This window comes from Acidimicrobiales bacterium, from assembly GCA_035630295.1.
In the GTDB taxonomy this organism is placed as follows: Bacteria; Actinomycetota; Acidimicrobiia; order Acidimicrobiales; family Iamiaceae; genus Iamia.
Window position 1 is genome coordinate 58,524 of record DASQKY010000051.1, and the last position, 25,687, is coordinate 84,210.

At 74.9% G+C, this 25,687-nt stretch carries 25 protein-coding genes; 3 read left to right on the top strand and 22 right to left on the bottom strand.

The window, feature by feature from the left end; translation table 11 throughout:
• Nucleotides 1–24: 24 nt before the first annotated feature.
• Together VEW93_14375 and VEW93_14380 are read right to left on the bottom strand one after the other, a co-directional pair.
• Nucleotides 25–672, bottom strand: coding sequence for a methyltransferase domain-containing protein (locus tag VEW93_14375; protein HYI62975.1), 648 nt, complete (start codon nucleotides 670–672; stop codon nucleotides 25–27).
• A complete protein-coding gene (locus VEW93_14380) occupies nucleotides 669–1,598 on the bottom strand; it encodes a glycosyltransferase family 2 protein (GenBank protein HYI62976.1) in 930 nt (309 codons plus the stop codon). The genes VEW93_14375 and VEW93_14380 overlap by 4 nt, the downstream gene beginning before the upstream one ends.
• Nucleotides 1,599–1,794: 196 nt before the next feature.
• Here VEW93_14380 and VEW93_14385 point away from each other — a divergent pair, with 196 nt between their 5' ends.
• Nucleotides 1,795–2,700 carry a GDP-mannose 4,6-dehydratase gene (locus VEW93_14385; protein HYI62977.1) on the top strand — a complete coding sequence of 302 codons (906 nt, stop codon included), beginning with the start codon at nucleotides 1,795–1,797 and terminating at the stop codon, nucleotides 2,698–2,700.
• Between the two features lie 10 nt (nucleotides 2,701–2,710).
• On the opposite strand, the gene VEW93_14390 is transcribed toward VEW93_14385, so the two are convergent.
• Both VEW93_14390 and VEW93_14395 read right to left on the bottom strand, forming a co-directional pair.
• A complete protein-coding gene (locus VEW93_14390) occupies nucleotides 2,711–3,676 on the bottom strand; it encodes a DUF1996 domain-containing protein (GenBank protein HYI62978.1) in 966 nt (321 codons plus the stop codon).
• A 208-nt stretch (nucleotides 3,677–3,884) separates the two neighbouring features.
• Nucleotides 3,885–5,525, bottom strand: coding sequence for a right-handed parallel beta-helix repeat-containing protein (locus tag VEW93_14395; protein HYI62979.1), 1,641 nt, complete (start codon nucleotides 5,523–5,525; stop codon nucleotides 3,885–3,887).
• 175 nt (nucleotides 5,526–5,700) lie between these two features.
• Between VEW93_14395 and msrA the strand changes: the two genes are divergently transcribed.
• Nucleotides 5,701–6,351 carry a peptide-methionine (S)-S-oxide reductase MsrA gene (gene msrA / locus VEW93_14400; GenBank protein ID HYI62980.1) on the top strand — a complete coding sequence of 217 codons (651 nt, stop codon included), beginning with the start codon at nucleotides 5,701–5,703 and terminating at the stop codon, nucleotides 6,349–6,351.
• Nucleotides 6,352–6,399: 48 nt separating this feature from the next.
• On the opposite strand, the gene VEW93_14405 is transcribed toward msrA, so the two are convergent.
• The 3 genes from VEW93_14405 to VEW93_14415 form a co-directional block, all read right to left on the bottom strand.
• On the bottom strand, nucleotides 6,400–7,191 hold the full coding sequence (locus tag VEW93_14405) for a VOC family protein (GenBank protein HYI62981.1): 792 nt from the start codon (nucleotides 7,189–7,191) through the stop codon (nucleotides 6,400–6,402).
• 79 nt (nucleotides 7,192–7,270) lie between these two features.
• Complete coding sequence (locus tag VEW93_14410; protein ID HYI62982.1) at nucleotides 7,271–8,293, bottom strand: hypothetical protein; 1,023 nt, start codon at nucleotides 8,291–8,293, stop codon at nucleotides 7,271–7,273.
• A gap of 32 nt (nucleotides 8,294–8,325) precedes the next feature.
• Nucleotides 8,326–9,240 carry an SDR family NAD(P)-dependent oxidoreductase gene (locus VEW93_14415; protein HYI62983.1) on the bottom strand — a complete coding sequence of 305 codons (915 nt, stop codon included), beginning with the start codon at nucleotides 9,238–9,240 and terminating at the stop codon, nucleotides 8,326–8,328.
• Between the two features lie 167 nt (nucleotides 9,241–9,407).
• On the opposite strand from VEW93_14415, the gene VEW93_14420 reads away from it, so the two are divergent.
• A complete protein-coding gene (locus tag VEW93_14420) occupies nucleotides 9,408–10,340 on the top strand; it encodes an EamA family transporter (GenBank protein HYI62984.1) in 933 nt (310 codons plus the stop codon).
• Nucleotides 10,341–10,378: 38 nt separating this feature from the next.
• Here VEW93_14420 and VEW93_14425 read toward each other — a convergent pair whose 3' ends face one another.
• The 15 genes from VEW93_14425 to VEW93_14495 all read right to left on the bottom strand — a co-directional run bounded on the left by VEW93_14425 (nucleotide 10,379) and on the right by VEW93_14495 (nucleotide 25,659).
• Nucleotides 10,379–11,926 carry an AMP-binding protein gene (locus VEW93_14425; protein ID HYI62985.1) on the bottom strand — a complete coding sequence of 516 codons (1,548 nt, stop codon included), beginning with the start codon at nucleotides 11,924–11,926 and terminating at the stop codon, nucleotides 10,379–10,381.
• A 98-nt stretch (nucleotides 11,927–12,024) separates the two neighbouring features.
• Nucleotides 12,025–12,441 carry a type II toxin-antitoxin system VapC family toxin gene (locus tag VEW93_14430; GenBank protein ID HYI62986.1) on the bottom strand — a complete coding sequence of 139 codons (417 nt, stop codon included), beginning with the start codon at nucleotides 12,439–12,441 and terminating at the stop codon, nucleotides 12,025–12,027.
• Between the two features lie 4 nt (nucleotides 12,442–12,445).
• Nucleotides 12,446–12,685, bottom strand: a complete 240-nt coding sequence (locus VEW93_14435) for a type II toxin-antitoxin system prevent-host-death family antitoxin (GenBank protein ID HYI62987.1) — start codon at nucleotides 12,683–12,685, stop codon at nucleotides 12,446–12,448.
• 41 nt (nucleotides 12,686–12,726) lie between these two features.
• Complete coding sequence (locus tag VEW93_14440; GenBank protein ID HYI62988.1) at nucleotides 12,727–13,677, bottom strand: cyclase family protein; 951 nt, start codon at nucleotides 13,675–13,677, stop codon at nucleotides 12,727–12,729.
• Between the two features lie 187 nt (nucleotides 13,678–13,864).
• Complete coding sequence (locus tag VEW93_14445) at nucleotides 13,865–14,932, bottom strand: Zn-dependent alcohol dehydrogenase (GenBank protein ID HYI62989.1); 1,068 nt, start codon at nucleotides 14,930–14,932, stop codon at nucleotides 13,865–13,867.
• Nucleotides 14,933–14,948: 16 nt separating this feature from the next.
• Nucleotides 14,949–16,409: an aldehyde dehydrogenase family protein gene (locus VEW93_14450; protein HYI62990.1), complete on the bottom strand. Its 1,461-nt coding sequence runs from the start codon at nucleotides 16,407–16,409 to the stop codon at nucleotides 14,949–14,951.
• A 25-nt stretch (nucleotides 16,410–16,434) separates the two neighbouring features.
• Nucleotides 16,435–17,634: an amidohydrolase family protein gene (locus VEW93_14455; protein ID HYI62991.1), complete on the bottom strand. Its 1,200-nt coding sequence runs from the start codon at nucleotides 17,632–17,634 to the stop codon at nucleotides 16,435–16,437.
• Nucleotides 17,635–17,698: 64 nt separating this feature from the next.
• Nucleotides 17,699–18,382, bottom strand: a complete 684-nt coding sequence (locus tag VEW93_14460; protein HYI62992.1) for a hypothetical protein — start codon at nucleotides 18,380–18,382, stop codon at nucleotides 17,699–17,701.
• Nucleotides 18,383–18,447: 65 nt separating this feature from the next.
• The gene (locus tag VEW93_14465) at nucleotides 18,448–19,242 is read right to left on the bottom strand and encodes a hypothetical protein (GenBank protein HYI62993.1); all 795 of its coding nucleotides are present in this window, start codon (nucleotides 19,240–19,242) and stop codon (nucleotides 18,448–18,450) included.
• Nucleotides 19,243–19,301: 59 nt separating this feature from the next.
• Nucleotides 19,302–20,855, bottom strand: a complete 1,554-nt coding sequence (locus tag VEW93_14470) for an MFS transporter (GenBank protein HYI62994.1) — start codon at nucleotides 20,853–20,855, stop codon at nucleotides 19,302–19,304.
• 44 nt (nucleotides 20,856–20,899) lie between these two features.
• On the bottom strand, nucleotides 20,900–21,688 hold the full coding sequence (locus VEW93_14475; GenBank protein HYI62995.1) for an SDR family NAD(P)-dependent oxidoreductase: 789 nt from the start codon (nucleotides 21,686–21,688) through the stop codon (nucleotides 20,900–20,902).
• A gap of 40 nt (nucleotides 21,689–21,728) precedes the next feature.
• Entirely contained in the window at nucleotides 21,729–22,085 is a 357-nt protein-coding gene (locus VEW93_14480; protein HYI62996.1) for an EthD domain-containing protein, read from the bottom strand.
• A 61-nt stretch (nucleotides 22,086–22,146) separates the two neighbouring features.
• Nucleotides 22,147–22,926 carry an SDR family oxidoreductase gene (locus tag VEW93_14485; protein ID HYI62997.1) on the bottom strand — a complete coding sequence of 260 codons (780 nt, stop codon included), beginning with the start codon at nucleotides 22,924–22,926 and terminating at the stop codon, nucleotides 22,147–22,149.
• 28 nt (nucleotides 22,927–22,954) lie between these two features.
• Complete coding sequence (locus VEW93_14490) at nucleotides 22,955–23,917, bottom strand: TIGR03619 family F420-dependent LLM class oxidoreductase (GenBank protein ID HYI62998.1); 963 nt, start codon at nucleotides 23,915–23,917, stop codon at nucleotides 22,955–22,957.
• A gap of 50 nt (nucleotides 23,918–23,967) precedes the next feature.
• Entirely contained in the window at nucleotides 23,968–25,659 is a 1,692-nt protein-coding gene (locus tag VEW93_14495; GenBank protein HYI62999.1) for a DUF222 domain-containing protein, read from the bottom strand.
• Nucleotides 25,660–25,687 lie beyond the last annotated feature (28 nt).

Genomic DNA, 25,687 nt, shown 5'->3' on the forward strand with positions numbered 1-25,687 from the left:
GCGGGCCAACTCGGCCGGCCGGACCTACGGCCCCTTGGGGCCGCGGCACTCGGCGATGAGCCAGGGGAAGGACGGGTGGAGCTCGACGTCGCGGAAGCCCCGCCGCAACGCCCGCACCAGCTTCTTGGGGGTGAAGGCCTGGACGTGCTCGGGGTCGTTGCCGAACCGGCGCACGTTCTTGCCCCGGCCCAGGTTGCCGAGCCGGAACCACGGCTCCCACGGCACCGAGACCACGCACCGGCCCCGGGTGATGCGGGCCAGCTCCAGCACCGCCGGCCGGTAGCGGGGCAGGTGCTCGAGCAGCTCGATGCAGGTCACCAGGTCGGCGCAGTCGTCGGGGAAGGGCAGCATGCCGGCGTCGCCGGAGACCGGGGCCAGCCAGTCGAGGCGCTGGCGGGCGGCCCGGGCCTTGTCCAGGCGATACTCCAGGCCGACCGCCGGGTGCCCGCCCGGGACCATGCGCTCCAGGGCCAGGCCCTCGCCCACGCCCACGTCGACGACCACGCCCGACACGTCGCCCAGCACGCTGTGCACCTCGTCCATCCAGCGCCCCAGCAGGCGCTGCACCACCGGGTTGGTCGTGCCGTACTTGGCCGCGTCCTGCCCGGCCGCCTCGGCCGGGGCGCCGGGGGCCAGGCCGATGGTGGTGCCGGTGGTGGCTCGGGGGCTCACGCCAGGTCCCCCTCGGCCGACGCCTCCAGGGTGCGCCGGCGCCGCAGGTTCACCATGAGCTCGCCCAGCAGGCCCAGCGACACCATCTGGACCGCCACCACCACCAGCAGCACGCCGGCCTGCAGGGCGGGCCGGGTCCCGATGGACCGCCCGGCGATGCGCTCGACGGCCATCCAGGCCAGCAGGCCCGAGCCCACCAGGCCGATGAGGAACCCGATGCCCCCGAACAGGTGGAAGGGGCGGGCCGTGTAGGTGGTCAGGAACTTGACCGTGACCAGGTCCAGGAAGCCCCGCCAGAACCGGGCCCGCCCGAACTTGGACCGCCCGTGGCGCCGCTCGTGGTGCTCGACGTCGAGCTCGTCCACCCGGAAGCCGTTCCACACGGCCAGCACCGGGATGTAGCGGTGGAGCTCGCCGTAGAGCTCGACCGACTCGGCCAGCTCCCGGCGCATGACCTTGAGCCCGCTGTTGAAGTCACGGCCCGGCACGCCGGTGACCCGGGCCGTGGCCCCGTTGTAGAGCTTGGACGTGGTGCGCTTGACGAAGCGGTCGTTGCGCACGGACCGGCGCCCGGTCACCAGGTCCAGGCCCTCGGCCTCCAGGTGGGCCAGGAGGCGGGGGATCTCCTCGGGGTCGTCCTGCCCGTCGGCGTCCATCAGCACCACGATCTCGCCCCGGACCTGTTCGACCCCGACGGCCAGGGCCGCCGACTTGCCCGAGTTGCGGCGCAGCCGGATGGACCGCACCGTCGGGCTGCGCAACCCGCCCATCACCCGGCGGGTGCCGTCGGTGCTCCCGTCGTCGACCACCACGACCTCGTGGTCGATGCCCGCCGACTCCAGCACCTTGGCGATCTCGGGGACGAGCTCGGCCAGGTTCTCGGCCTCGTTGTAGGCCGGCAGCAGCACCGACAGGTGGGGGGGCAACGGGTCTCCTCTCGCACCGGGTCCCGGAGCCGGGGCCCGATCGTCCGGTGCACCATCGGGCGCGGTCGAGCGTAGTGGAGGGCCCCCGACGGCCCGGGGAGCCCGGGCCCTCGCGGGCTCCGGCAGGCCCGGCGCTACCATCGCCGCCCATGCCGCCGGCCACCTGGTCCCCGCCCTGCCCCCCGCCCCCCGCCCGATGAGGGCGCTGGTCACCGGGGCCGGCGGCTTCGTCGGCCGGCACCTCGTCCGGCACCTCACCGAGGCGGGCGACGAGGTCGTCACCACCGACCCGGCCCACGGCGGGGCCGACATCACCGACCCGGCCGCCATCGCCGCCGAGGTGGCGGCCGCCGGTCCCGAGGTGGTGTACCACCTGGCCGGCTGGGCCGACGTGGGCGGCTCGTGGGCCCACCCGGTGGAGGCCTTCAGGGCCAACGCCGAGGGCACGTTGAACGTGCTCAGCGCCTGCCAGGCCGCCGGGGTGCAGCGGGTGGTGGCCGTCTCCAGCGCCGATGTCTACGGCAAGGTGCGCCCCGAGGAGCTGCCCCTCACCGAGGACAGCCCCCTGCGGCCGGCCTCGCCCTACGCGGCGTCCAAGGTGGCGGCCGACTACCTCGGCCTCCAGGCCTGGCTGGGCCACGGCCTGCCGGTCATGCGGGTGCGGGCGTTCAACCACCTGGGCCCCGGCCAGGCCGACAAGTTCCTGGCCTCGGCCCTGGCCAGCCGCATCGCGGGCGCCGAGCGGGACGGCCGCCAGGTGCTCTCCATCGGCGACCTGTCGCCCCGCCGGGACTTCACCGACGTCCGCGACGTGGTCCGGGCCTACCGGCTCCTGGCCGAGCGGGGCGAGCCCGGCGAGGCCTACAACGTGTGCTCGGGCACCGACCTGGCCGTCCAGCAGGTGGCCGACGTCCTGCTGGGCCTGTCCGAGGCCACCCTGCGCCTGGAGACCGACCCCGACCTGCTGCGCCCGGTCGAGATCCCCGTCCTCCGCGGCTCCCACGCCAAGCTGACCGCGGCCACCGGCTGGGAGCCCGAGATCGCCATCGAGGACACCCTGGCCGAGCTCCTGGCCGACTGGCGCACCCGCCTCACCGCCTGAGCCGGACGCCTCAGCCGATGGTGCAGTTGGCCTTGGCGTGGACGCAGAGGTCGATGTGCCCGTCGAGGGCGGCGGGGTCCCACCCGTTGAGGAAGTCGCCGTGGGCGCCCTGGACCGCCCCTGAGGCCAGGGTCACCTCCGCGCCGTCGGCCCCGGTGACCGGCCACGACACCGAGACCTGGAGCTCGGTCATCAGCACCGGATGGGTCGAGGGGCAGGCGCCGTCGACGCTGCGGGCCACGTGGCCGCGGTGATCGACGCTGTCCAGGTGGCGGCCGTCCCAGCAGTCCGGGAACCGCAGCTGGAGGGTCAGCGGGGACCGGTCGTTGCAGTCGGTGGGCGGCTCGGCCCGCAGCCGGCGGGGCCGCAGCCCGCACCCCCAGCCCGGGTCGACCACCCCCTCCGGGCCGGCCGTGCCGGCGTGCCCGTCACCATGGGCGCCCGATCCTGAGCCGGTGGCGGACGGGTCGCCGGAGATCATGGCCAGGCCCGGGGGCGGGGCGGTCACGTCCCGCACGTCCACGCCGGGCCGGGCCCGGTAGTAGGCCCGCAGCAGCACCGGTTCCACCGGCACGCCCCGCACCAACAGGGTGGGCACCCAGTAGGCCGCGGTGTCGTCGGCGTCCTCGCAGGTGGTGGCCGTGCCCCGCAGGGACGGCCCGGTGGAGGCGGCGTCGGTGGCCGTGCTGCCGAAGAACTCGTGGCTGTGGCTGGCCCCCGGCACCCCCGGGTGGACGATGGGGTCGTCGCCGGCCCGGTGGCTGAACCGGCAGTCCACCGAGAACAGGGCGTCGTCGTCGGTCCGGGCGACCCAGTCCTCGCCCGCCGGCTCCGATGGCCCCGGCGCACCACTGGGAGGGGTGTGGCCGGCGTGCCCGGCCCGCTCGGTGGGCCCGACGGGGACGGCCCGGGACCCCTCGGGCCCGGGAGAGCCGAACGGCGAGGTGGCGATCACCACGGCCACCCCCGCCAGCACGCCCCTCCGGAGCCCCCTTCTCCGAGGCACCCCCCTCCGGAGCGCCCCACCTCGGCCGCCACCGCGCCGGCGCCCGTCGTCGCCCGCCGCTCCGGCACCCCCCGTGTCGCTGCGGCCCTGGCCGGCCCCGTCCCCGCCGGGGCGGGCCGGGCCGCGCCGGAACCCCGCCGCGCCCCCGGCCTCCTCGCCGGCCGTCACCGGTCCGGGGTCACGGCGCGGCGGGCACCTCGATGGCGGCGACGTCGAGCACCAGGGGCACGTCCACCGCGGGGCGGGCCGGGGCCGTGGCCGGGTTCGGCATCTCGGGCTGGTCGGCGTCGGGGGGATCGGGGATGTCGGCCCGGTCGTAGGGCACCGACTCGGGCTTGCCGTCGTTGGTGGCCAGGCGGCCCAGGTCGAACGCCCCCTCGGTCAGGTCCGCGCTGTCCGGGGCCGGGCAGGGCAGCTCGTCCTCCAGGCCCTCGGGGGCGCTGGTCCCGAACTCGTTGCCGGCGAAGCAGTTGCCACCCGTCTCCTGGCCGGCGGAGTCGAACCACAGGCCCAGGTCGCCCAGGCCCGAGCCGGTGACGACGTTGTCGCGCACGACGTTGCCGGTGGCCTCCCAGACGTACTCGGCGCTCTCCGGGTACGTGATGACCACGATGCCCCCCAGGTCGTGCTCGACCACCCGGTTGCGCTCGATGGTGTTGTTGATGCCCCCGGCGATGAGGATCCCGTTGCCCATGGCGGTGATGGCGATGTCGATGGCCGGGGTCTCGCCGTTGTTGTTGTCGTGGACCAGGTTGCCGACGATGGTGTTGTCGTCCTGGGGGTACTCGGGCTCGTACGACCCGCTGTTGGGCACGATGCCGGCCCGGTTGTAGCGCCACGTCGAGTTGGCGATGACCAGGTTCCCCCCGGCGTTGGTGCCGGAGTACCCCAACCCGTTCCACTCCGATATGACGTCGGTGATGAGCGCGTCGCACGGTTGGCAGCCGCCGATGTAGAAGCCGGCGTCGGGGCTGCCCGAGGCGTAGGAGTGGTCGATCTGGCCCTTGGTCGACTCGAAGGCGTAGACGCCGTAGTCGCCGTTCCGGTAGGCGGTCAGGTACGAGCCCCGGTAGCCCGTCACCCCCGTCCAGAAGAAGCCGTTCTTGGTGTAGTTCTGGGCCGTCATGTTCTCGATCACCACCCCGTTGGCCCGCACCACCTGGATGCCGTTGGCTCGGGTGAACTCGCCGTCGAGGACCACCCCCTGGCGGTCCAGGCCGCGGATGGTGATGCCGTCCTTGCCCCGGGGCACCTGCACGGCCTCCTCGTAGGTGCCGGGGGCCACCAGGATCAGGTCGCCCTCGCCGGCGGCGTCCACCGCGCCCTGGATGGTCCCGTGGTCCTCGGGGACCTCGATGGTGGTGCCGCTGGCCACGATGTCGAGCACGTCGGGCGGCGGCGGGGGCGGCGGCGGCGCCTCCACGTCGCCCACCAGCACGGTGCCGACCATCCCGTCGGAGGCGTTGCCGTGGAGCGAGCAGTAGTACTGGAAGGCCCCGGGCTCGTCGAAGGTGGCCTCGTAGGTGTCGCCGGGCCGGAACTCGGTCTCCCCCACGCCGAAGCGGGCCGCGTCCACGGGGATGATGTTGTGGTCGTTGCGGCCGATGTTCTCCCAGGTGACCGTGCCGCCGGGGTCGACGCGGACCACGTGGGGGTCCTCCTCGCCGAACACGTTGTCCAGGGCCTCGACGGTGACGCCCTCACCCCCGCCCTCGACGGCCTGGTCCCCGTCGCCGCCCCCGCACGCGGCCAGCAGGGCCACCACCAGGACCGCCACCGGGAAGAGGGCCCGCCTCCGGGCCCCGGTCTTGCCTGACATGCGCGTCCCCTGACCTGGTCACACCACCGATGTGGGGCGCCATGATGCCACCCGGCGGGCCCCGGTGTCGGCCGTGGCCACCTCCGTCGGCCCGGCAGCCCCCGCCCCGCGGCCCGGGGTTCCGTCCCCGGCCGGGGACGGGCGCGTCGGCTCGGCCCGGTCCTAGCCTGGGGCCATGTTCCTGCGCCGCAAGATGGACATGGTCGAGCCCGAGCGAGCCCTCCCCGGGCGGTCCGAGGCCCTGCCCGTGGCCGCCGCCCACACCGTGCTGGGCACGCCCATGACCCCGCCGTTCCCCGAGGGGACGCGGACCCTGCTCGTCGCCCTGGGGTGCTTCTGGGGAGCGGAGCGGTTGTTCTGGACGGTGCCCGGGGTGGTCACCACCGCGGTGGGCTACGTCGGGGGCTTCACCCCCAACCCCACCTACGAGGAGGTGTGCTCGGGCCGGACCGGCCACGCCGAGGCCGTGCTGGTGGCCTACGACCCGGAGCAGATCAGCCTGGAGGCACTGCTCAAGGTGTTCTGGGAGGGCCACGACCCCACCCAGGGCATGGCCCAGGGCAACGACACCGGCACCCAGTACCGCTCCGGCGTCTACGGCCTGTCCCCCGACGAGCGGGCGGTGGCCGAGGCCAGCCGGGACGCCTTCCAGGAGCAGCTGCACGCCGCCGGCCACGGCGACATCACCACCGAGATCACCGACGGCGGCCCGTTCTTCTACGCCGAGGACGAGCACCAGCAGTACCTGGACAAGAACCCCCACGGCTACTGCGGCCTCGGCGGCCTGGCCGGGGTGAGCTGCCCCATCGGCCTGACCACCGACTGATCGGCGTGGACCTGCTCCGATGAGGAGCGAGCGGTACCCGGAGGTCGGTCAGCCGGAGCGGTCGGGGCCGGCGGTGGGATCGGTCTGGACGACCCAGAAGGCGGTGCCCTCGGGGTCGGCCAGCGCGGCCATGCGTCCGTAGGGGGTGTCGAACGGTTCGGCCGCCACCGTGCCGCCGGCCCCGGCCGCGGCCCGGGTGGCGGCGTCGGCGTCGGCCACGCCGAAGTACACCAGCCAGTGCGAGGGGGCGCCCTCAGCCCCGAACATGCCGCCCATGCCCCCCAACGGCACCTCGTCACCGGGCACGGTGAAGGTGACGTAGTCGGGCGCGGCGTCCTCCATGGGGTCGAGCCGGTACCCGAACACCGCGGCGTAGAAGGCCTGGGCCGCGGCCGGGTCGGTGGCGCGCAGGTCCTCCCAGGTCAGGCCGCCGGGACGGTTGACCACCCCGGCCCCGATGTGCTGCTTGCCCTGCCAGACGCCGAACATCGCCCCGGCGGGGTCGATGGCGACGCACATGCGTCCCAGCGGTCCCACGTCCCTGGGCTCGGCCACGACGGTGCCACCGTGCTCGGTGACGGCCCGAGCGGTGGCGTCGGCGTCGTCGCTGGCCAGGTACAGGGTCCAGGCCGTGCGGGACCCGGGCTGGAGGGGGCCCAGCCCGGCCGCGGGCACGCCGTCGACCTGGGCCAGGACGTACCCTCCGAACTCGTCGTCGGTGTCGGTGAAGTCCCAGCCCAGCACCGAGCCGTAGAAGGCCCGGGCGGTGGGGACGTCGGACACCATCAGGTCGGCCCAGCAGGGGACACCGGCGGGCCACGGGGAGGTGCGGGTGCTCATGGCCCCGGTCTACCCGACCCGTCCGCCCCGTGCTCCCGTCCCCGGGGACCACGGCGTGGAACCCCCGACAGCCGGCCGGTCAGGTCGGACCGTCGGGCCAGATGGCGTCGTCGGGGGGACCGGCCACCGCCACCAGCGGGTCGAGGACCGACCAGTCGACGAACCGGCCCGTCCCCGGCCCGGACCCCTCAGCGGTCTCGGCGCCGCGCCAGGTCTCGACGGCCACGGACAGGCCCTCACCGTCGGCCGCGGCCAGCACCGTGGCCACGGTCGCCCTATCGTCCCGGACCCCAGGGGCGCCCCCTCCGGCCCGGGCAGCCGTCGCCTGGTCGACCTCGGCCACCACCAGGGTGGTGGGGCGGCCAGCCCGGGCGGCCAGCAGGGCGACCGCCGCCGCGGTGCCCGGCGGGTCGCCGATGGGCACCATGACCGAGCCCGGCTCGGTGGTGGGAAAGGTGCGTCCGATCCAGAAGCCGGCGGGTCCCGGCGGAGCCACCACCAATCCCCCCGGGGGCAGCCCGGCGGCCAGGGCCGCGGCCGCCGCCGGCGGGGGCACCGCACCGCTCTCTGCCGGTTCCGCCTCGTACAGGGGCCCCACCACCGCGGCCAGGCGGTCGTACAGCGGCGGACGGGGGCCGGGCTGCTCGGCCGGGGGCCAGCCGCCGGCGGCCAGGGCCAGGTGGGCGGGGTGGACGTCGACCACCGACGCCGGGTCGGCCTCGGCCCGGGCCCGCAGCGCAGTGGTGAGGCCCACGCTCTCCCGGGGGTCGAGGCCCGTGGTCACCACCAGGTCGGCGGTGGCCACCTCCGCCAGCTGGGCGTCGCCGGCCTGGAGCCCGACGGTGCCCCCGTGGCGCGGGTCGTCCCACCGGAGCAGGCCCTTGGCCCCCACCGTGCTCACCACCGTGGCCCCGGTGATGCCGACCAGGGCCACCAGCCCGGAGCGGGCCCGGGCGGCCAGCACCCCCGGCCCGGCCACCACCACCACCCGCGCTCCCCGCCGGGCCGGCAGCGAGGTGAGGGCGCCCGGTGCGGGGGCCACGGCCGGCGCCAGCCGGCGGCGGGCCGCGGCCACGGCCAGGTCGGAGGGCCCGTCGATCACGCGCCGGACCCTAGGACTGCCGACCGGGGTGGTCAGTAGCGGAGGCCGGGGGCGCGGGTGCCGAAGACGTCGGTGGCCAGCTGGGCCCCCAGCGTGGTGGCGTCCCAGCGCCGGCCCCCGTTGGCGAGCGTGGGGCCGTCGCGCCACGGCTGCATCCAGATGATGTCCTCGGCCACGGCGCGGATGACCTGGCCGGTGACGTGCGCGCTCTCGTCGCTGGCCAGCCAGGCCACCAGCGGCGACGACACCGCCGGGTCCATGCGGTTCCACTCGTCCTCGGGCACCTCGTCGGGCTCGATGACCGGGGGGGCGCCGGGCATGGTGGCGGTGATGCGGGTGGCCGCGGCCGGGCCCACGGCGTTGACGGTGACCCCCAGCTTGGCCAGCTCCAGGCTCAGGGTCTGGGTGAAGCCGGCCACCCCGGCCTTGGCCGTGGCGTAGTTGGTCTGGCCGAAGTTGCCGGTGAGGCCGGCGCCGGAGGTGGTGGTGATGACCCGGCCGCCGACCGGCCGGCCGGTCTCCTTGTGGACCTGCCGCCAGTGCTTGGCCGCGTGGTGGCACGGCGACCACGTGCCCTTGAGGTGCACGCCGATCACGGCGTCGAAGTCGGCCTCGCTCATGTTCCAGATGGCGGCGTCGCGCACGATGCCGGCGTTGGTGACCAGCACGTCGAGCCGGCCCCAGACCTCGACGGCGCGGGCCACCATGGCGCCGGCCGCGGTGTGGTCGGCCACGTCGCCGTAGTCGGCCACGGCCTGGCCGCCGCGCTGCTCGACCAGGGCCACCGTGAGGTCGGCGTCGCGGCCCTGGCCCTCCCCGGTCACCGAGCCGCCCAGGTCGTTGACCACCACCTTGGCCCCGTGGCGGGCCAGCTCCAGGGCGTGCCCCCGGCCGATGCCGTGGCCCGCTCCGGTGACGATGGCGACCTTGCCGTCGAGCATGCCCATGGGTGACCTCCTGCGGCCGGAGCGGCATTTCTGATGGACCGTCAGATCCTAGGTGCCCGGCCGGCGCCCCCTCGCCCCCCGGCTCCCTCACCGGTCCCACCCGGTCGTCCGCAGGGGTTCGTGCGCCTCCGTCCCGGCCCGGAGGCTGCGGCTAGCGTCACCCCTTCGTGCTCGCCGCCACGCTGCTCGCCCTCGGCTCGGCGTTCGTGCACGCCTCCTGGAACCTGCTCATCAAGACCAGCGAGGACCGGGCCCTGGCCGCCTGGGGGCAGTTCCTGGCCGCCGCCACCCTGTCCCTGCTCGGCCTGGCCGTGGTGGGCCTCCCGGGCTGGGACGCCCTCCCCTACCTGCTGGGCACGGCCGTGGTCCACGTCGCCTACATCGAGGGCCTGGTGGCCGCCTACACCCACGGCGACTTCTCGCTGTCGTACCCGGTGGCCCGGGGCGGGGGGGCGGTGCTGGCCGCGGTGGGCAGCGTGGTCGTGCTGGGCGACCACCTTCCCCCGTGGGCCTGGGTGGCCATCGCCGTGGCCGGGGCCGGGCTCATCTCCCTGCGCTCGGGGCGGGCGGTGCCGGCCGCCGACGACGTGGTCCTGGGCCCGCTGGGCCACCCCGACGACCCCACCCCGGGCCCCGCCCCTGGCGGCGACGTCACCCCGGTCACCGACGAGCGGCGGGCCCTGGCCTTCGCCGCTCTCACCGCGGCCTGCATCGCCACCTACACGGTGATCGATTCGGCCGGGGCCCGGGCCGTCGACAGCGGGGTGTCCTACGGCCTGGCCTCGGTGGCCGCCGGGGGGCTGGCCATCAGCGCCGGCAACCTGGCCCGGCCCAGTCGGCGGGCCCGGGCCGGGGCCCTGCGCACCGGCTGGCCCCGCCACCTGGCCGGGGGACTGGGCACCACCCTGGCCTACACCATGGTCCTGGTGGCCGTCCGCCACGCCCCGGTGGGCTACGTGACCATGCTGCGGGAGTCGTCGGTGGTGATCGGCGCCCTGGTCGGCTGGCTCGTCCTCCGGGAGGGGCTGGGGGGCCGGCGCCTGGCCAGCTCGGGCGTGATCCTGGCCGGGCTGCTCCTCCTGGTGGCCGCCGGCCGCTGACCCTGCTCTGACGCCGAGCGGCCGGACCGCCGCCGACCTCAGGACCCGCCGTACTGCCGGCGGAGCTCGTGCTTGGGGATCTTGCCGCTGGCGTTGCGGGGCAGCGCCTCGACGACCTCCAGGCGCTCGGGCAGGGCCTGGGTGCGGAGGCCCTTGCCCCGCAGGTGCTCGACCATCTGGTCGAAGGTGAGGGGCTCGGCCCCGTCGGGGGCGGCCACCACCGCGCACACCAGCTCGCCCCGCTCGGCGTCGGGCAGGCCGATGACGGCCACGTCGGCCACCCGAGGGTGCTCGTAGAGCAGGTTCTCGACCTCGGCGGCGGAGACGTTCTCGCCCTTGCGGATGATGACGTCCTTGACCCGGCCGGTGATGCGGACGTACCCCTGCTCGTCGATGACCCCGAGGTCCCCGGTGCGGAACCACCCGTCCTCGTCGAAGGCCTCCGTGTCCAGGGACGGGTCCAGGTAGCCCCGCATCATCTGGGGGGCCTTGGCCCGCAGCTCGCCCTCCTGGCCCGGGCCCACCTCCTGGCCGTCCAGGCTCACGGCCCGCAGCAGCACGCCGGGCATGGGCCGCCCCTCGGTGGTGGCCAGCTTGTCGTCGGGGTCGAGGGCCGAGCCCATGGTCAGGATGGGGGCCTCGGTCAGCCCCCAGCCCGACACGATGCCCAGGCCGCCCAGCTCGTGGCGCACCTCGGTGTGGAGGGCGGGGGGCTTGGGGGCCCCGCCGCCGGGGCACAGGCGCAGGCTGGGGAACAGGGGCTCGGGGCCGGCGGCCCGCTGGGCAGCCAGGTAGGCCATGTGGAAGTAGGTGGCCGAGCCAGCCAGGGTGACGTCGGCCTCGGCGGCCAGGGACGGGGTGGCCTGGGGGTCGAAGGCCTCGGTGATGACGTTCATGAGGCCGTACATCAGGCTGGAGCACAGCCAGATGGGCCCGGCGATGTGGGTGACCGGGAAGGCCATGAGGTTGCGGTCGCCCTCCCGGCACTGCATCCGGTCGCACATGCCCCGGGCGGTGAGGATGAGGTCGCCGTCGCTGTGGCGGGCCCCCTTGGGATCGGCGGTGGTGCCCGAGGTGTAGAAGAGCCAGGTGACCGGCTCGTCGGCCCGGGTGGCCGGGGGCTCGGGGCGCGGGGGCAGCACGGCCGGGTCCCCGTCGGGCAGGGCCCGCTCGGCCACCAGCACCCGGGCCGGGCTGGGGTTGCCCTCGACGATGCGCGCGGCCATGGCCTCGTAGTCGAAGCCCCGCCAGGTGCCGGGCACGATGAGCAGCCTGGCCCCGGCCTGGCCGGTGACGAAGCCGACCTCGCGGTCGCGGTAGATGGGGATGATGGGGTTCTGCACCGCCCCCAGGCGGGCCAGGGCGGCGATGAGGACCAGGGAGCCGTGCCAGGTGGGCAGCACCCAGCTGACCACGTCACCGGCGCCGATGCCCTCGCCGTGGAGGCCGGCCGCCACCTTCTCGGCCGAGGCCCGGTAGTCACCGAAGGTGACCCGCTGGCCCGACTCGTCCACCGTCATCACCGCCTCGGGCGATGCCTCGGCCCGGGCCTCGACCAGCTCCCACAGGTTCCGTCCCTCGAGCATCGATCCTCCGATGTGGCCGGTCCCGCCGAGCGGCGACCTGACGACCCGTCAGGTTAGACGGCTGGCTGCCACCGGCGGCGGCCGCCGGCGATCGATGCTCAGTGCGGCACCGGCACGGCGACCAGGTCCAGCCCGGCTATGCCATCCAGGTCATCGGGGTTGGTGGTGAAGAGCGGCAGGTCGTACGACAGCGCCGTTGCCGCGATCATGGCGTCGAAGCGGCGCGCCGCCGCCTTGCGGCCCATGTGACGCAAGGACCCAGCCACCGAGGCGTAGGCCCGGGCGGCATCGGAGTCGAAGGGCAGGGCCTCGAAGTCGGCCTCAGCCAGTTGGACGTGGTGCTGGCGGACAGCCCGCTCCTCCTCGGTGGCGGCGAGGAGAGGGCCAACCGACAGCTCGGCCAACGTCACCGTGGAGATGGCGGGCAGGGTAGGCAGGACATCGGGATCCAGGTGGCGCAGGAGGATGACGATGTTGGTGTCCACGATGCCGCGCCGGGGCTGAGGAGGAGGCATCAGGTCACCACATCGACTGGTCGGTGAACTCGTCGATGTCCCGCCGGAACTGCGCCAGGTCGATGTCGGGGAGGTGGCGGCGCCGGGCCACCAGCTCCTCGGCGGTGAGGGGTGGGCGGCGGACGGGGCGGAGCTCGGCCACCGGGACGCCGTCGCGGGTGATGGTGATCTCCTCACCGCGGGCGGCGCGGTCCACGATCTCGCCGCCCTTGTTGCGCAGGTCCCGGATGGACACGTCGGTCACGAGCCGCACCGTATCACCGGTGAGACGCTCCTGAACAGGGGTTAGAGGACGGCGACGGGTGAGACCGGGGCGCTGGTGGCGCCGACGATGGGCTCGGGGGTGGCGACCAGGAGGACGTCCCAACGGGCCTCCTCGGCGCAGCGGGCGGAGAGGGCCTCCAGGTCCCAGTTCTGGCCCTGGAGGAGGCCGATGTCGCGCAGGTGGAGCATGTGCACGCACAGGGTGTCGCTCCAGTCCTCCGACGGTGGGGGGAAGGCCTCGTAGGCGTAGGTGTCGGTGAACAGGCCGGCCAGGTCGTGGCGCCGCACCCACTCCACCGAGCCCAGCGACGGCCCCGGGAACCGGTAGCGGTCGCCCAGGGTGTACAGCTCCCGGCGGCCGGCGTGGAGGTGGCGCACGGACCCGGTGCGGAGCAGGACCACGTCGCCGGGTTCGGGGCGGAGGCCGGCGGCGGCGTAGGCCTCGTCCAGGTCGTCGCCGGTCACGGCGTAGCCGGGGTCGATCTCGTCCAGGGCCTCGACCCCCCGCAGCCGGCCCAGGTCCACCACCACCCCCCGGGTCATGATGGGGGTCAGGGTCTCGGCCCCGCACACCGAGGCCCCCGTCTCGGGCGACACCGACGAGGCCGGAAAGCCGTTCCAGATCAGCCCGTCATAGGACACGTGGGCCAGGGTGTCGACGTGGGTGCCGGCGCAGGTGGCCATGTGCACGGCGTCGTCGCTGGCCGCCCACACTCCGGGGGCGTGGGGGTCCCGCTGGTTGACGACGAGGGGCTCCAGCACCGGGTTGGACCGGTGGGCGGGCTGGCCCACCTGGGGCCCGTCGGGCCCGAGGGGCAGGGCCAGGCTGATCCGCTCCCCGGTCCGCACGCACGCGGTCCCCCGGCGGGCGGCGGCCTCGTCCAGCAGGTTGGCGCACCCCCGCTGGTCGTCGTCGCCCCACCGCCCCCAGTTGGACACCCGGGCCCGTACCTCCTCGACGTGGGGTGGCAAGGTCGGGGACCGCACGCTCTGACCGGCCGCGCCCCGGGGAACGGTCACGGGGCCTCCCGGCCGGCGATGCCCGACTGCACGACGATGGCGGGCCCGGCGCGTTGACGCCCGACCGGCCGGCGCTCTCGACGTGGGGCGCCAGCCGGCCCGCCACGGGCCCGACACCTGACGAGGCGCACGTACCCGGTCACGTCACGTCCAGGACGGCCCGGTTGACCGTGCCGTCCTGCAGGGCGGCCAGGGCGTCGTGCACGCCGTCGAGCGGGAACGTGGCCGACACCAGCTCGTCCAGCAGCAGCCGGCCCGCCTTGTACAGGTCCACGAACAGCGGGACGTCGTGGTGGGGCCGGGCCGTGCCGTAGCGGCAGCCCAGGATGGACTTGTCGTTGTAGAGCGACTGGACCACGAAGCTGGCCTCGGTGCCCAGCTTGGGCACGCCCAGCAGCACGCATTGGCCTCCCCAGTCGAGGGTGTCGACCGCGGTGCGGATCAGCGCCGGGTGGCCCACGCACTCGAAGGCGTGGTCGACCCCGTCGGGGCAGATCTCCCTGACCGCGGCGACGGTGTCGACCTCGGGCCCGGCGGTGACGAAGTGGGTGGCCCCGAAGGCCCGGGCTGCGGCCTCCTTGGCCGGGTTGGCGTCCACCGCGATGATCGGGAGGGCATCGCTGAGGCGCAGGCCCTGGAGGACGTTGAGGCCGATGCCGCCCACGCCGATGACCACCGCGGACTGCCCGTGGGTGGGCCGGGCCCGGTTGAGCACGGCCCCGACCCCGGTGACCACCGCGCAGCCGATGAGGCAGGCCGAGCGCAACGGCACGTCGGGGTCGATGACCACGGCCTGGTTCTCCTTGACCACGGTGGCCTCGGCGAACACCCCGGCGTTGGCGAACTGGAAGGCCTTGGTGCCGCCCACCGTGAACGGGGCCCGGAGCTTGCCGTAGCCCTCCCGGCAGTGCGACGGCAGGCCCCGGGCGCAGGCCGGGCAGTGGCCGCAGAAGCCCATGGTGGTCAGCACCACGTGGTCGCCGACGCCCACCGAGGTGACGGCGTCGCCCACCGCCTCCACCACCCCGGCCCCCTCGTGGCCCAGCACCACCGGCGTCGGGAAGGGGATGGTGCCGTCGACCACCGACACGTCGCTGTGGCACAGCCCGGCGGCGTGCACCCGCACCCGCACCTCGTCGGCCCGCACGTCGCGCACCTCCACGTCGTGGCGGACCTCCAGCTCACCGGTCCACACGATGCCCTTCACCGGTCCTCCTCGGGGTTCATCCGGCCCACATGATCGACTGCATCTCGCTGTAGGCGTGGAGGCCCCACTGGCCGCCGTCGCGGCCCACGCCGGAGCGCTTGAAGCCCCCGAAGGCGGCCTCGTGGTTGCGCTGCAGGGTGTTGATGCCCACGTTGCCGCACTCCAGGCGCTTGGCCACGGCCATGGCCCGCCCGGTGTCACGAGAGAAGACGTAGGAGTACAGGCCGTAGTCGCTGTCGTTGGCCAGGGCCACGGCCTCGTCGGGGTCGTCGAAGGGCATGGCCACCACCACCGGGCCGAAGATCTCCTCCCGGGCCGCCCGCATGTCGTTGGTGGCGTCGGCCAGGAGGGTGGGGGCCACGTAGAAGCCGGTCTCCAGATCGGGCCGGGTCCCCCCGGCCACCGCGGTGGCCCCCTCGTCCAGGGCCGAGCGCACGTGGCCCTCGACCCGATCGCGGTGGGCCCCGGAGATGACCGGTCCCAGCACGGTGTCGCGCTCGGTGGGGTCGCCCACCTTGAGCTGGCCGGCCCGGGCCGCCATGGCCGCCACCACCTCGTCGTAGCGGCTGCGCTGGACCAGCAGCCGGGTGGGCGAGGTGCAGATCTGGCCCGAGTGGAACGTCCACGTGCTCGAGACGTTGGCCACCACGGCGTCCACCTCCGCGTCCTCGAAGACGATGGCCGCCCCCTTGCCCCCCAGCTCCAGCAGCAGCCGCTTCATCCGGCCGCCGGCCACCTCGGCGATGCGGCACCCCACCGCGGTCGAGCCGGTGAAGGAGACCATGTCCACGTCCGGCGAGGTGGTGAGGGCCTCGGCCGCCTCGACGGTGTCGGCGGCCACCAGGTTGACCACCCCGGGCGGGAACCCGGCCTCCTCGAAGGCCCGGGCCAGGAGGATGGTGCCCAGCGGGTCCTGCACCGGGGGCTTGACCACCACGGTGTTGCCCATGGCCAGGGCGGGGGCGATCTTGCCGGCCATGTTGGTGAGGGGGAAGTTGTAGGCGGCCAGGCAGGCCACCACGCCGACCGGGGCCCGGTGCTCGACGGCGCCCACGATGCCGCCGGGGGCCAGGGGCGTGGTGGGCATGACCGCCGGCGGCAGGGGCACCTCGGTGGTGACGGCCTTGGCGTAGTAGCGGAACCGGGCCCCGGCCTGGCCCACCTGCAGGGCCTTGGTGACCCGGGTGGTGGCCCCCGTCTCGGCCTGGGTGACCGGGACCAGCTCGTCGCGCCGGGTGTCGATGATGTCGGCCACCCGGGCCAGCAGGGCGGCCCGCTCCTCGGTGGGGGTGGCGGCCCAGCCCTTCTGGGCGGCCCGGGCCGCGGCGCAGGCGTCGGCCGCCTGGGCCACCGAGGCGTTGGGGGCGACGCCCACGACCTGCTCGGTGGCCGGGTTGGTGACCGGGTAGCCGCCCTCGCCCTCGACCCACTCGCCCCCGATGAGGAGCCGGTGGTCGTGGTCCGGGGCGAGGGTCACGGCCGGACTGTAACCCGTTCTATTTCTACGGCGCGAGGTCGAGGCCGAGCATCTCGATGGCGTTGCCCCGGACCAGCTTGCGGACCACGTCGGTGGGCAGGTTGCCCATCAGCTTCTCGCCCACCTCACGGCTCTTGGGCCACGTGGAGTCGGAGTGGGGGTAGTCGGTCTCGAAGCAGATGTTGTCGACGCCGCACTTCTCGATGTTCTCCAAGCCGTACACGTCGTCGAAGAAGCAGCCGTAGACCTGGCGGTAGTAGTAGGTGCTGGGCGGCTCGGGCACGATGTCGGCCACGCCACCCCAGGCCCGGTTCTCCTCCCACACGTTGTCGGCCCGCTCCAGGATGTAGGGGATCCACCCGATCTGGCCCTCGCTGTAGGCCAGCTTCAGGGTGGGCAACCGCTCCAGCCAACCCGAGAACAGCCAGTCGGTCAGGGAGCTCATGGCGTTGCCGAAGGTGAGGGTGGAGCCCACCGCGGCGGGGGCGTCGGCCGAGGTCGAGGGCATCTTGGACGACGAGCCGATGTGCATGTTGATGACGGTGCCGGTCTCGGCGCAGGCCCGGAAGAACGGCTCCCAGTGGTCGGTGTGGATGCTGGGCAGGCCCAAGTAGGGCGGGATCTCGCTGAAGCACACGGCCCGCACACCCCGGGCGGCGTTGCGGCGCACCTCGGCCGCGGCCAGCTCGACGTCCCACAGGTGGGTGATGGTCAGGGGGACGAGGCGCCCGCCCGAGTCGCCGCACCACTCCTCCACCATCCAGTCGTTGTAGGCCTTGACGCACAGGTCGGCCAGCACCTTGTCGTCGGCCTCCATGAACGTCTGGCCGCAGAACCGGGGGAACGACGGGAAGCACATCTGGGCCTCGGTCCAGTTCGTGTCCATGTCCTCCAGGCGGGCCCTGGGGTCCCAGCAGCCCCGGCGCATCTCCTCATACGTGATGCCGGTGACCTTCACCTCGTCGCGGTCGAAGCCCACCGCGGCCGACAGCCGGGTCTGGGGGATCCTCTTGTCCTCGTAGAGCCACCAGTCGCACAGCTCGCCGTCGTCGGAGGGCTGGTAGCTGAACACCCCGCCCACGAACTGCATGGTCCCCCGCTCCTGGACGGTGCGGGGGCCGACGTCGTGGTACTGCCGGGGCAGGCGGTCGAGCCACACCGTCCGGTGCTCGATGACGTGGTCGTCGACCGAGACGATCTTGGGGAAGTCCTCGGCGGGGGCCATGCGCGGCATGGTACCCCTGGATCTGACGGTCCGTCAGGTGTCGCCGACGGGCGGCGGGGGGGCCTCAACCGTCCTGGAGGTCGATCACCAGGCGGGACGGGGAGCCCAGCGTGCTCACCGTGAACGGCACCCGTTCCTCCGCCCCCAGCACCCAGGTCAGGAGGGCCTCGAAGTCGCCGGTGCGGACCGCCTCGGTCACCGCGCCGCCGGTGGGGCCGGCCAGGCGGGTGGGGCCGTCGTAGGTGGGGACGCCGGCGTCCAGGTCGAAGCCCGTGGCCGGCTGGACCAGCACCTGCAGGAAGGCCTCCCCCTCGAGGTCCACCGGGTCCCCGGAGCCGTCCTCGGTGATCGGGCCGTCGACCCACCGCACCTCGTAGCCGGGCCGGACCTCGCCGTCGAACTCCAGCACGAACCGGGTGGCCACCGGCTGCTGGCCCACCCGGGCCGCCACCAGCTGGGCCGTGCCGGTGCCGTCGGGCTCGGCCGACTTGGCCTCCTCGTCGCCGTCGAAGGCCGGAACGGTGGTGGCGGTGCCCGGGGCCTCGTCGGTCGTGGCGGTGCCGGGGTCGTCGGTGGACGGCGAGGTGGACCCGGTGTCGGTGTCGGTGTCGGCGGGCGCCGTGGTGGTGACCGAGGTAGTGATGGTGCCGCCGTCCCCCTCGTCGCCGTCGTCGTCGCCGCAGCCCACGACGGCCAGGGCGAGGACGAGGGCCAGGACGGCGGGCAGCAGGGGGCGGCGGAGGACCATGGGCCGGAGCCTAGGGACCTGGCCACGCCGAGAGGTCGACCCGACGCGCCGCGTCGTCGGAGGGGCTACCAGAGCTGGTCGGCGTAGGTGTCGGTGCCGGGGACGGTGGGCTTGAAGGGAGCGAGGAGGGCGACGGTGCCCAGGCCGGCCCCGGCCAGCGCGGCCGGCACCCCGGCCCAGGCCGGGGCCCAGGTGGCGGCCACGTCGGTGTCGACGAAGGCCAGGAGCAGCGTGCGGTCCCCGGGGCCCTGGCCGGGGACGTCGGACGGCGCGTCGGCGGGCATGGGCACCGGCTCGAACACGGCCGTGACCTCGGCGCCGGGCGAGGCCTCGCCCCACCAGGCGGCCACCGCGGCCGAGCCCACCCCCGGGGCCCGGTCGACCAGCAGCAGCACCAACGACGGTGACCGGTGGTCGAGGGCCAGCTCCACCGGCACCCCATCGTGGCGGCCCGGCACCTCGGAGTGGAACCGGTACATCACGGTGTGGACGTGGTCGCGGTGCGGGAACATGCGCTCGGCGTCGACGAGCCACCGCACCTGGCGGGTGCCCCACTCCATCCACTCGCCGAACTTGCCGGCCACGATCCAGTAGAGCGACAGGTACGAGCCGGCCGCCGGGTCGGGGGCCACGGTGGAGCCCGGGGCCCGCAGGTCCTTGAGGTCGCGGGTGGCCACGTACCGGGCCCCCGACAGGGTCCAGGCCCCCAGCATGCAGCCGGCGTAGAAGTGGTCCCGCTCGTACCACCGGTTGTAGGCCACCTCGTGGCCGCGGTGGGGCTCGACCAGGGTGACCAGGGCCCCGCCCAGCTCCACCGGCCGCCCCCGCCGGCTCTTCCCGGTGCCCACGTCCTGCCCCACGTCGCACTCCTGACCGCTCGGGTGCGCCCGGCCGGCGCCGCCTCAAACTAGAACACGTTTCAGCGCGAGGGCGGGGTGGGGGCAGCCACCTCCGGGGTGACCACCTGGGGAGGGGCCCCGACCCCGCAGGAGAAGCAGGGCTCGGCCCCGCCGGACCCCGGTTCGGCGCCGCGACGGCCCTCCGCTCGGGGGCCGGGCAGCGGGGCCGGCGGAGCCTCGACCAGGACGTCGGCCCGGATGGTCACCCAGGCCACCGCGGCGCCGGCCAGGGTCAGGGCGGCGCCGGCCAGGGCGGCCCGATGGAAGCCGTCGACCAGGGCGGCGGCGCCCACCTCACCCGAGGCGTCGAAGCCGGCCACCAGCGGCAGGACGGCCACCGCCAGCAGCCCGGCGGTGCGGGCCACGGCGTTGTTGACGCCGGAGGCCAGCCCGGCGTGGCCGGGGTCGGCGGCGGCCAGCACGGTGGAGGTGAGCGGGGCGACGGTGAGGGCCAGGCCGGCGGCGAAGACGACCACGGCGGGCAGCACGTCACCGGCGTAGGAGCCGCCGACCTCGATGCGGGCCATCAGGGCCAGGCCGCCGGCGATGATCGCCGGGCCGAGCGTCATGGGCAGGCGGGGGCCGACCCGGCGGGCCAGCGCACCGCTGCGGGCCGAGAACACCAGCATGATGAGGGTGATGGGCGCGGTGGCCGCCCCCGCGGCCAGCGGCGTGTAGCCCAGGGCCCCCTGGAGCACCAGGCTCAGCAGGAACAGCACCCCGCCCAGGGCGCCGTAGACGGCGAAGGTCACCCCGTTGGCCCCGCTGAACTGGCGGGACCGGAACACGCCCAGCGGCACCATCGGGTGGCGGCCCCGGGCCTCGACGGCCACGAACGCCACCAGCAGGGCCAACCCCGCCAGGCCCACGACCACGCTCTGCTCGATGAGGCCGTAGGTCGACCCGGCCAGCCCCACCGCCCCCAGCCCGGCACCGGCCAGGTCGGGCCGGCCCACCACCGTCTCGTCCCGGGACTCCGCCAGGTGCCGGCGACCGGCCACCACGACCACGACGGACAGCGGCAGGTTGAGCAGGAACACCCACCGCCACGAGGCCACCTCCACCAGCCACCCGCCCAGGAACGGCCCCACCGCGGTGGTGATGCCGGCCAGGCCCGACCACGCCCCGATGGCCCGGGCCCGGTCGTCGGGGTGGAACGACACCTGGAGCAGGGCCAGGCTGCCGGGCACCAGGAACGCCCCGGCCACCCCCTGGAGCAGGCGCGCCGCCACCAGCAGGGGCACCGTCGGGGCCAGGCCGCACAGCAGCGAGGCCGCGGCGAAGGCGACGGCCCCGCCCAGGTAGGTGCGCCGGCGTCCCAGCCGGTCGCCGACCGAGCCGCCCACCAGGATGAGCGAGGCCAGGGTCACCAGGTAGCCGTTGGCGATCCAGCTCAGCCCGGCGAAGCTGGCGTCGAGGTCCTCGCCCATGCGGGGCAGGGCCACGTTGACCACCGTCCCGTCCAGGAACGCCATGCCCGAGCCGAGCACGGTGGTGGCCAGCACCCACCGCCCGGCCCCGGAGCCCAGCCGCAGCCCCTCCCCCTCGGCGGGCGGGTCCGGGGCGGCGGGCACCCGGGCGACGCTACCGGTGGCCGGTGGCGTCGCGCCCCGGGCCGTCAGTCGGAGCGACCGGAGATGGCCCGCAGCAGGGCGTCGCTCTGGAGGGACGGGAGGATGCTGCCCCCGTCGACCACGATGGTCTGGCCGGTGACGTAGCTGGCCGCGTCGGAGGCCAGGAAGGCCACCACGTCGGCCACCTCGCCCGCCTCGCCCACCCGGCCCAGGGGGGTGCCGGCCTCGGCGGCGGCCAGCCACTCCGGGGTGTCGGTCACCATCCGGGTCAGCGGGGTGCGGATCATGCCCGGCGCCACGCAGTTGACCCGCACCGTGGGCGCCGCCTCCAGCGCCGCGGAGCGGGTGAGGGCGATGACACCGGCCTTGGCCGCCGAGTACGGCCCCTCGCCCATGGTGGGCCGCACCCCGGTGAGGGAGGCCACGGTCACCACCGTCCCGCCGCCCCGGGCCAGCAGCCCGGGGACCACGGCCCGCAGGCAGTTGAACGTGCCGGTGAGGTTGACCCCCACGATGAGCTGCCACTCCTGGTCGGTGTGGTCCCACAGGCCCTTGGCCCGGCCCATCCCGGCGTTGGCCACCAGGTCGGTCAGGGGGCCCAGCTCGGCACCGGCCCGGGCCACGGCCCCCTCGACGGCTGCCGGGTCGGCCACGTCGGCCACCAGGGCCAGGCCGCCCACCTCGGCCGCCACCGCCTCGGCCGTGCCGGCGTGGCGGTCGAGCACCGCCACCCGGGCCCCGCCGGCGGCGAAGCGCCGGCACGTCTCGGCCCCGATGCCCGATCCCCCGCCGGTGACCAGCACCACCCGCCCGGAGAACGGCCCCTCGCTCACGACGCCCCCGCCCCGGCCGGGCCGGTCCGGGGCACGGCGCTCACGCCGTCGCCTCCGGGGCCACGACCACGACGGGGTCCTCGGTGACCGAGACCCGGAGCCGGGCCACGTCGAGGAAGGTGGCCATGTCGTCGTTCATGGCCCAGGACTCGGGCTGGGTGGCGAAGGCCCGGAAGGCGTCCCAGTCGACGAAGGTCTGGACGGTGACGCCGTCGAACCCGTCGAGCCCCAGCGTCCCGGCCCCCGGCGCCACCGGGTGCTGGTGGTAGCTGAGCAGGTGCCGGGCCAGGACCGGGTCGTCGCGGATCAGGGGGCCGTGGACGCCGTGCCAGTGGGCCAGGAACTCCTCGTGGGTCAGGTCCGGGTGCCGGACCAGCAGGGCGTGGAGGGTGATCACGGGCGCCACCTCTCGGGCTCGGCGGGCCGGGCCGCCCGGACTGGCTGGGCGCGTCGGCCGCTCAATGGAACCACTGCCCGGCGTTGGCCCCCACGGCCTGGCCGGTCACGCACCGGGCCAGGTCGGAGGCCAGCAGGAGCACGACCCCGGCGACCTCGGCGGCGTCGGGGATGTAACCCAGCGACGTCTGGGCCGCCACCTCGGCGTAGACCTCCTCGGGGGTGACGCCCCGCTGCTCGGCCAGGTGGGCGAAGTACCACTCGACCGAGCGCCCCCAGATGTAGCCCGGGTGCACGCCGTTGACCCGGATGCCGTCGCGGCCCAGCTCCCGGGCCAGGGTGCGGGTGATCGACTTCAGGGCCGCCTTGGACGCCGAGTAGATGCCGAAGCCCTCCTGGATGCGCTCGGTCGACATGGTGTTGACCATCACGATGCGGCCCCCGCCCCGGGCCGCCATGTGGGGGGCCACGGCCCGGGTCATGTGCACGGCGCCGAACAGATTCACCTCCAGGGTGGTGCGCCACACGTCCAGATCGGCGCGGAGCACGGGCGTGAAGTCGCCGTCGTGGTAGGCGTTGGCCACCAGCACGTCGATGCCGCCGAGCTCGGCGACGGCCTGCTCGGCCAGGGCGGTGCAGGCCTCGGGGTCGGTGACGTCGCACCGCACCGGCAGGGCGCGGCGCCCCAGGGCCTCGACCCGGGCCGCCACCTTGGCCACCTTGTCCTCCCGGCGGGCGGCCACGACCACGTCGGCCCCCTCCCGGGCCAGGCCCAGGGCCACCTCCCGGCCCAACCCCGGCCCGGTGCCCGACACCACCGCCACCTTGCCCTCGAACAGCATCACGCACCTCCGTCCCGCGCCGGCGGGATCAGTCGAACAGGGGCCGGGGCCGGACCTCGGCCAGCAGCGGGAGCACCTCGTCGCCCAGGCGGCCGAGCTGGTCGAGCAGCTCGCCGCACGACCGGGAGCGGGGCCGGATCTGGACCTGGCCGGCGCCCAGGCCGGCCAGCTTGGCCAGCACGTGGGCCACCTTCTCGGGGGGGCCGGTGATGCCGGGCCCGACGTCCCAGTCGGCCTGGCCCACGTAGATCGGCCCGGCCAGGGCACCCACGTCGAAGGGCTGGCCCTCCCGCCCGGCGGCCACCAGCTCGGCGCGGAGGCGGTCGACCGCCTCCGGCGTCAGGGCGCCCTGGGGCAGCCACCCGTCGCCCCGGCGGGCGGCTCGGCGGATGGCCGGGGCCGACGACCCACCGACCCAGATGGGCGGTCCACCCGGGCGGGCCGGTCGCGGCCGTTGGGCCAGCCCGCCGAAGCTCCACCGGGCGCCGTGGTGGGTGGGGACCTCGTCGGCGAAGCAGGCCCGGAGGGCGTCGACGGCCTCGTCCAGCAGGGCTCCCCGCTCGGCGACGTCCACCCCCAGGGCCGCGAGCTCGCCCTCCAGGTGGCCAGCGCCGACGCCGAGCACGGCCCGCCCGCCGGACACCGTGTCGAGCGTGGCCCAGGCCTTGGCCGTGGCCAGGGGGTGCCGGTAGGCGGGCACGAACACGTGGGACACCAGCAGGACCTGCTCGGTGATCCCGGCCAGCCAGGCCAACGTGGTGACGGTGTCCCACCACTCGGCCCCCATGGCCGGCACCTTGTCGACGGGCACGGCGGGGTGGTCGCACACGGCCACGTAACCCAGGCCCGCGGCATCGGCAGCGCGGGCCACCTTCGCCAGCTCGGCGGCTCCGGCCCCCGCCTCCCACGGCTCGACGAAGGCGGTGCTCTGGGCCTGGATCGGGAGCTGCATCCCCACCACCAGTCGCTCACCGGTCAGGATCGCAGCCACCGCGCCACCCTAGGCCAGGACTAGAACACGTTTCAGTGGCGGGCCGCCGGTCAGGCGGCGGTGGGGCCGGCTCGGGTGGGGGTGAAGTGGACGGCACGGGGATCGAGTCGTTCGCCGGTGGGTCCCTGGTAGGGCGGCACCCGAGGCGTGTCCTCGGGACCCGGTGGTCGGGGCTTGCCGGCCGAGGCGAGGCGCCGGCCGGAGCGGTCGGTGAAGGTGAGCACGCCATCGGCGTTCCCGGTGATGCCCAGGTGCCCCCTGTGGTGCAGCCGGTGGTGGAACGGGCACAAGCAACACAGGTTCCAGCTCTCGGTCGGCCCACCGTCTTCCCAATGGCGGATGTGGTGCACCTGCACCCACAGGGTCCGATCGCACCCCGGCACCCGGCACCCATGGTCCCGGTGCTCGACCAGGCGCCGCAGCCGCACCGACGGCGTCCGGCGCACCCGGCCCACCTCGATGGGCCGCCCGTCCTCCAGGCGCACCACCTGCACGTCCGCGTCGCAGAGCACGAACCGCCGCACCGAAGCCGGCAACACCGGCCCCCGATGCACGCTCGCCACCCACCCCGTGCCGACCGGCCCGCCGGGCTCCACCGGCACCGCTGCACGTAGGCCATCACTCGGCAGGGCCATCGAACCGGCAACGCTCGCCCGGCCCACCAGATCGCCGGCGCCGAGTGGGTCGCGCATCGGACCGGACGACACCGGGCCCAGGGTGGTGCCGGTCTCCAAGTGGACCAGCACGTGGGTGCGGGCGGCGCGCTCGGCGCCGATGGCGTCGTGGGCCAGAGTCGTGTTGGCCATGCCGACCAGGGCATCGGCCCACGACACCCGGGCCTCGACGTCCTCACGGTGCAGGCGCTCGCGGGCGGTGCCCAGCGCGGACTGGACCACCAGGCCCTCCTCCACCGGCAACCGCACCCGCGCCCACCACGCGGCCTCATCGGTACCGAAGGTGACCGACCGCTCCACCTCGTCCTCCGACGCAGGGTCCGGCGCCTCGGGGATCGGCTCGGCCGCCGTCACCGGCACCACACCCGCCACCGCCGCATCGAAGCCATACCGACACGTCGCCCGGGCGATCTGCGCCACCGTCGCGCTCTCGGCCAGCTCGCACACCGACGCCTCGAACGGAGCCGGCGTGAACCGCGCCACCTTCGCCGCCTGATCCAACGACAACCGCCCCTCCGAGAACGCACCCATGGTCACCGGCAGCTCCGCCGCACGTCGGGCCAGCCCCACGATCCGCCGCGCCGTCGACCGCTCCAACCCCGCCCGCCACATCAACCACTGCACCGGCGTGTGCACCCCATCGCCCTGCCACAACCCACCCCCCAACGCCTCCGCCACCAACCCGACAAGCTGCGCATCCGCGGCGTTGCGAACACCCGCCACCCGCGCCACCTCACGCTCCAACCGCTCGACCGCATCACCCGACACGACAGGACCACCGCTCCCCACCCCCTCAGATGTGCGCTCCCGAACACTGGCCTCCATGGGAACAAGTGTACGTAGGGGGTGTGACACCCAAACCCAAGTCGCCTCGATGGCGGCGGGTCCGCCCACAGCCAGTTCGGAGCCGCCGTCCGGCGGGGCCAAGGCCACGACGAACCAGAGCCTCATGCCGCCCCCGACCCCTGCCTCGCGGGCAGGCCCGCGCCTCCCGACCGTTCTCCGACCTGGGGCATCAGCGATCGGCCCGAACTGCCGAGCACTCGCCTCCTCGACCGGGTCGTTCACGAAGAGCCATGGGCAGCGTTCACGGCCC

Excerpts from the sequence above, each read along its gene's own strand:
- VEW93_14385 (HYI62977.1), top strand. The coding sequence starts at position 1,795 with ATGAGGGCGCTGGTCACCGGGGCCGGCGGCTTCGTCGGCCGGCACCTC.
- VEW93_14395 (HYI62979.1), bottom strand. The coding sequence starts at position 5,525 with ATGTCAGGCAAGACCGGGGCCCGGAGGCGGGCCCTCTTCCCGGTGGCG.
- msrA (HYI62980.1), top strand. The coding sequence starts at position 5,701 with ATGTTCCTGCGCCGCAAGATGGACATGGTCGAGCCCGAGCGAGCCCTC.
- VEW93_14405 (HYI62981.1), bottom strand. The coding sequence starts at position 7,191 with ATGAGCACCCGCACCTCCCCGTGGCCCGCCGGTGTCCCCTGCTGGGCC.
- VEW93_14415 (HYI62983.1), bottom strand. The coding sequence starts at position 9,240 with ATGGGCATGCTCGACGGCAAGGTCGCCATCGTCACCGGAGCGGGCCAC.
- VEW93_14425 (HYI62985.1), bottom strand. The coding sequence starts at position 11,926 with ATGCTCGAGGGACGGAACCTGTGGGAGCTGGTCGAGGCCCGGGCCGAG.
- VEW93_14430 (HYI62986.1), bottom strand. The coding sequence starts at position 12,441 with ATGCCTCCTCCTCAGCCCCGGCGCGGCATCGTGGACACCAACATCGTC.
- VEW93_14455 (HYI62991.1), bottom strand. The coding sequence starts at position 17,634 with ATGGCCCCCGCCGAGGACTTCCCCAAGATCGTCTCGGTCGACGACCAC.
- VEW93_14460 (HYI62992.1), bottom strand. The coding sequence starts at position 18,382 with ATGGTCCTCCGCCGCCCCCTGCTGCCCGCCGTCCTGGCCCTCGTCCTC.
- VEW93_14485 (HYI62997.1), bottom strand. The coding sequence starts at position 22,926 with ATGCTGTTCGAGGGCAAGGTGGCGGTGGTGTCGGGCACCGGGCCGGGG.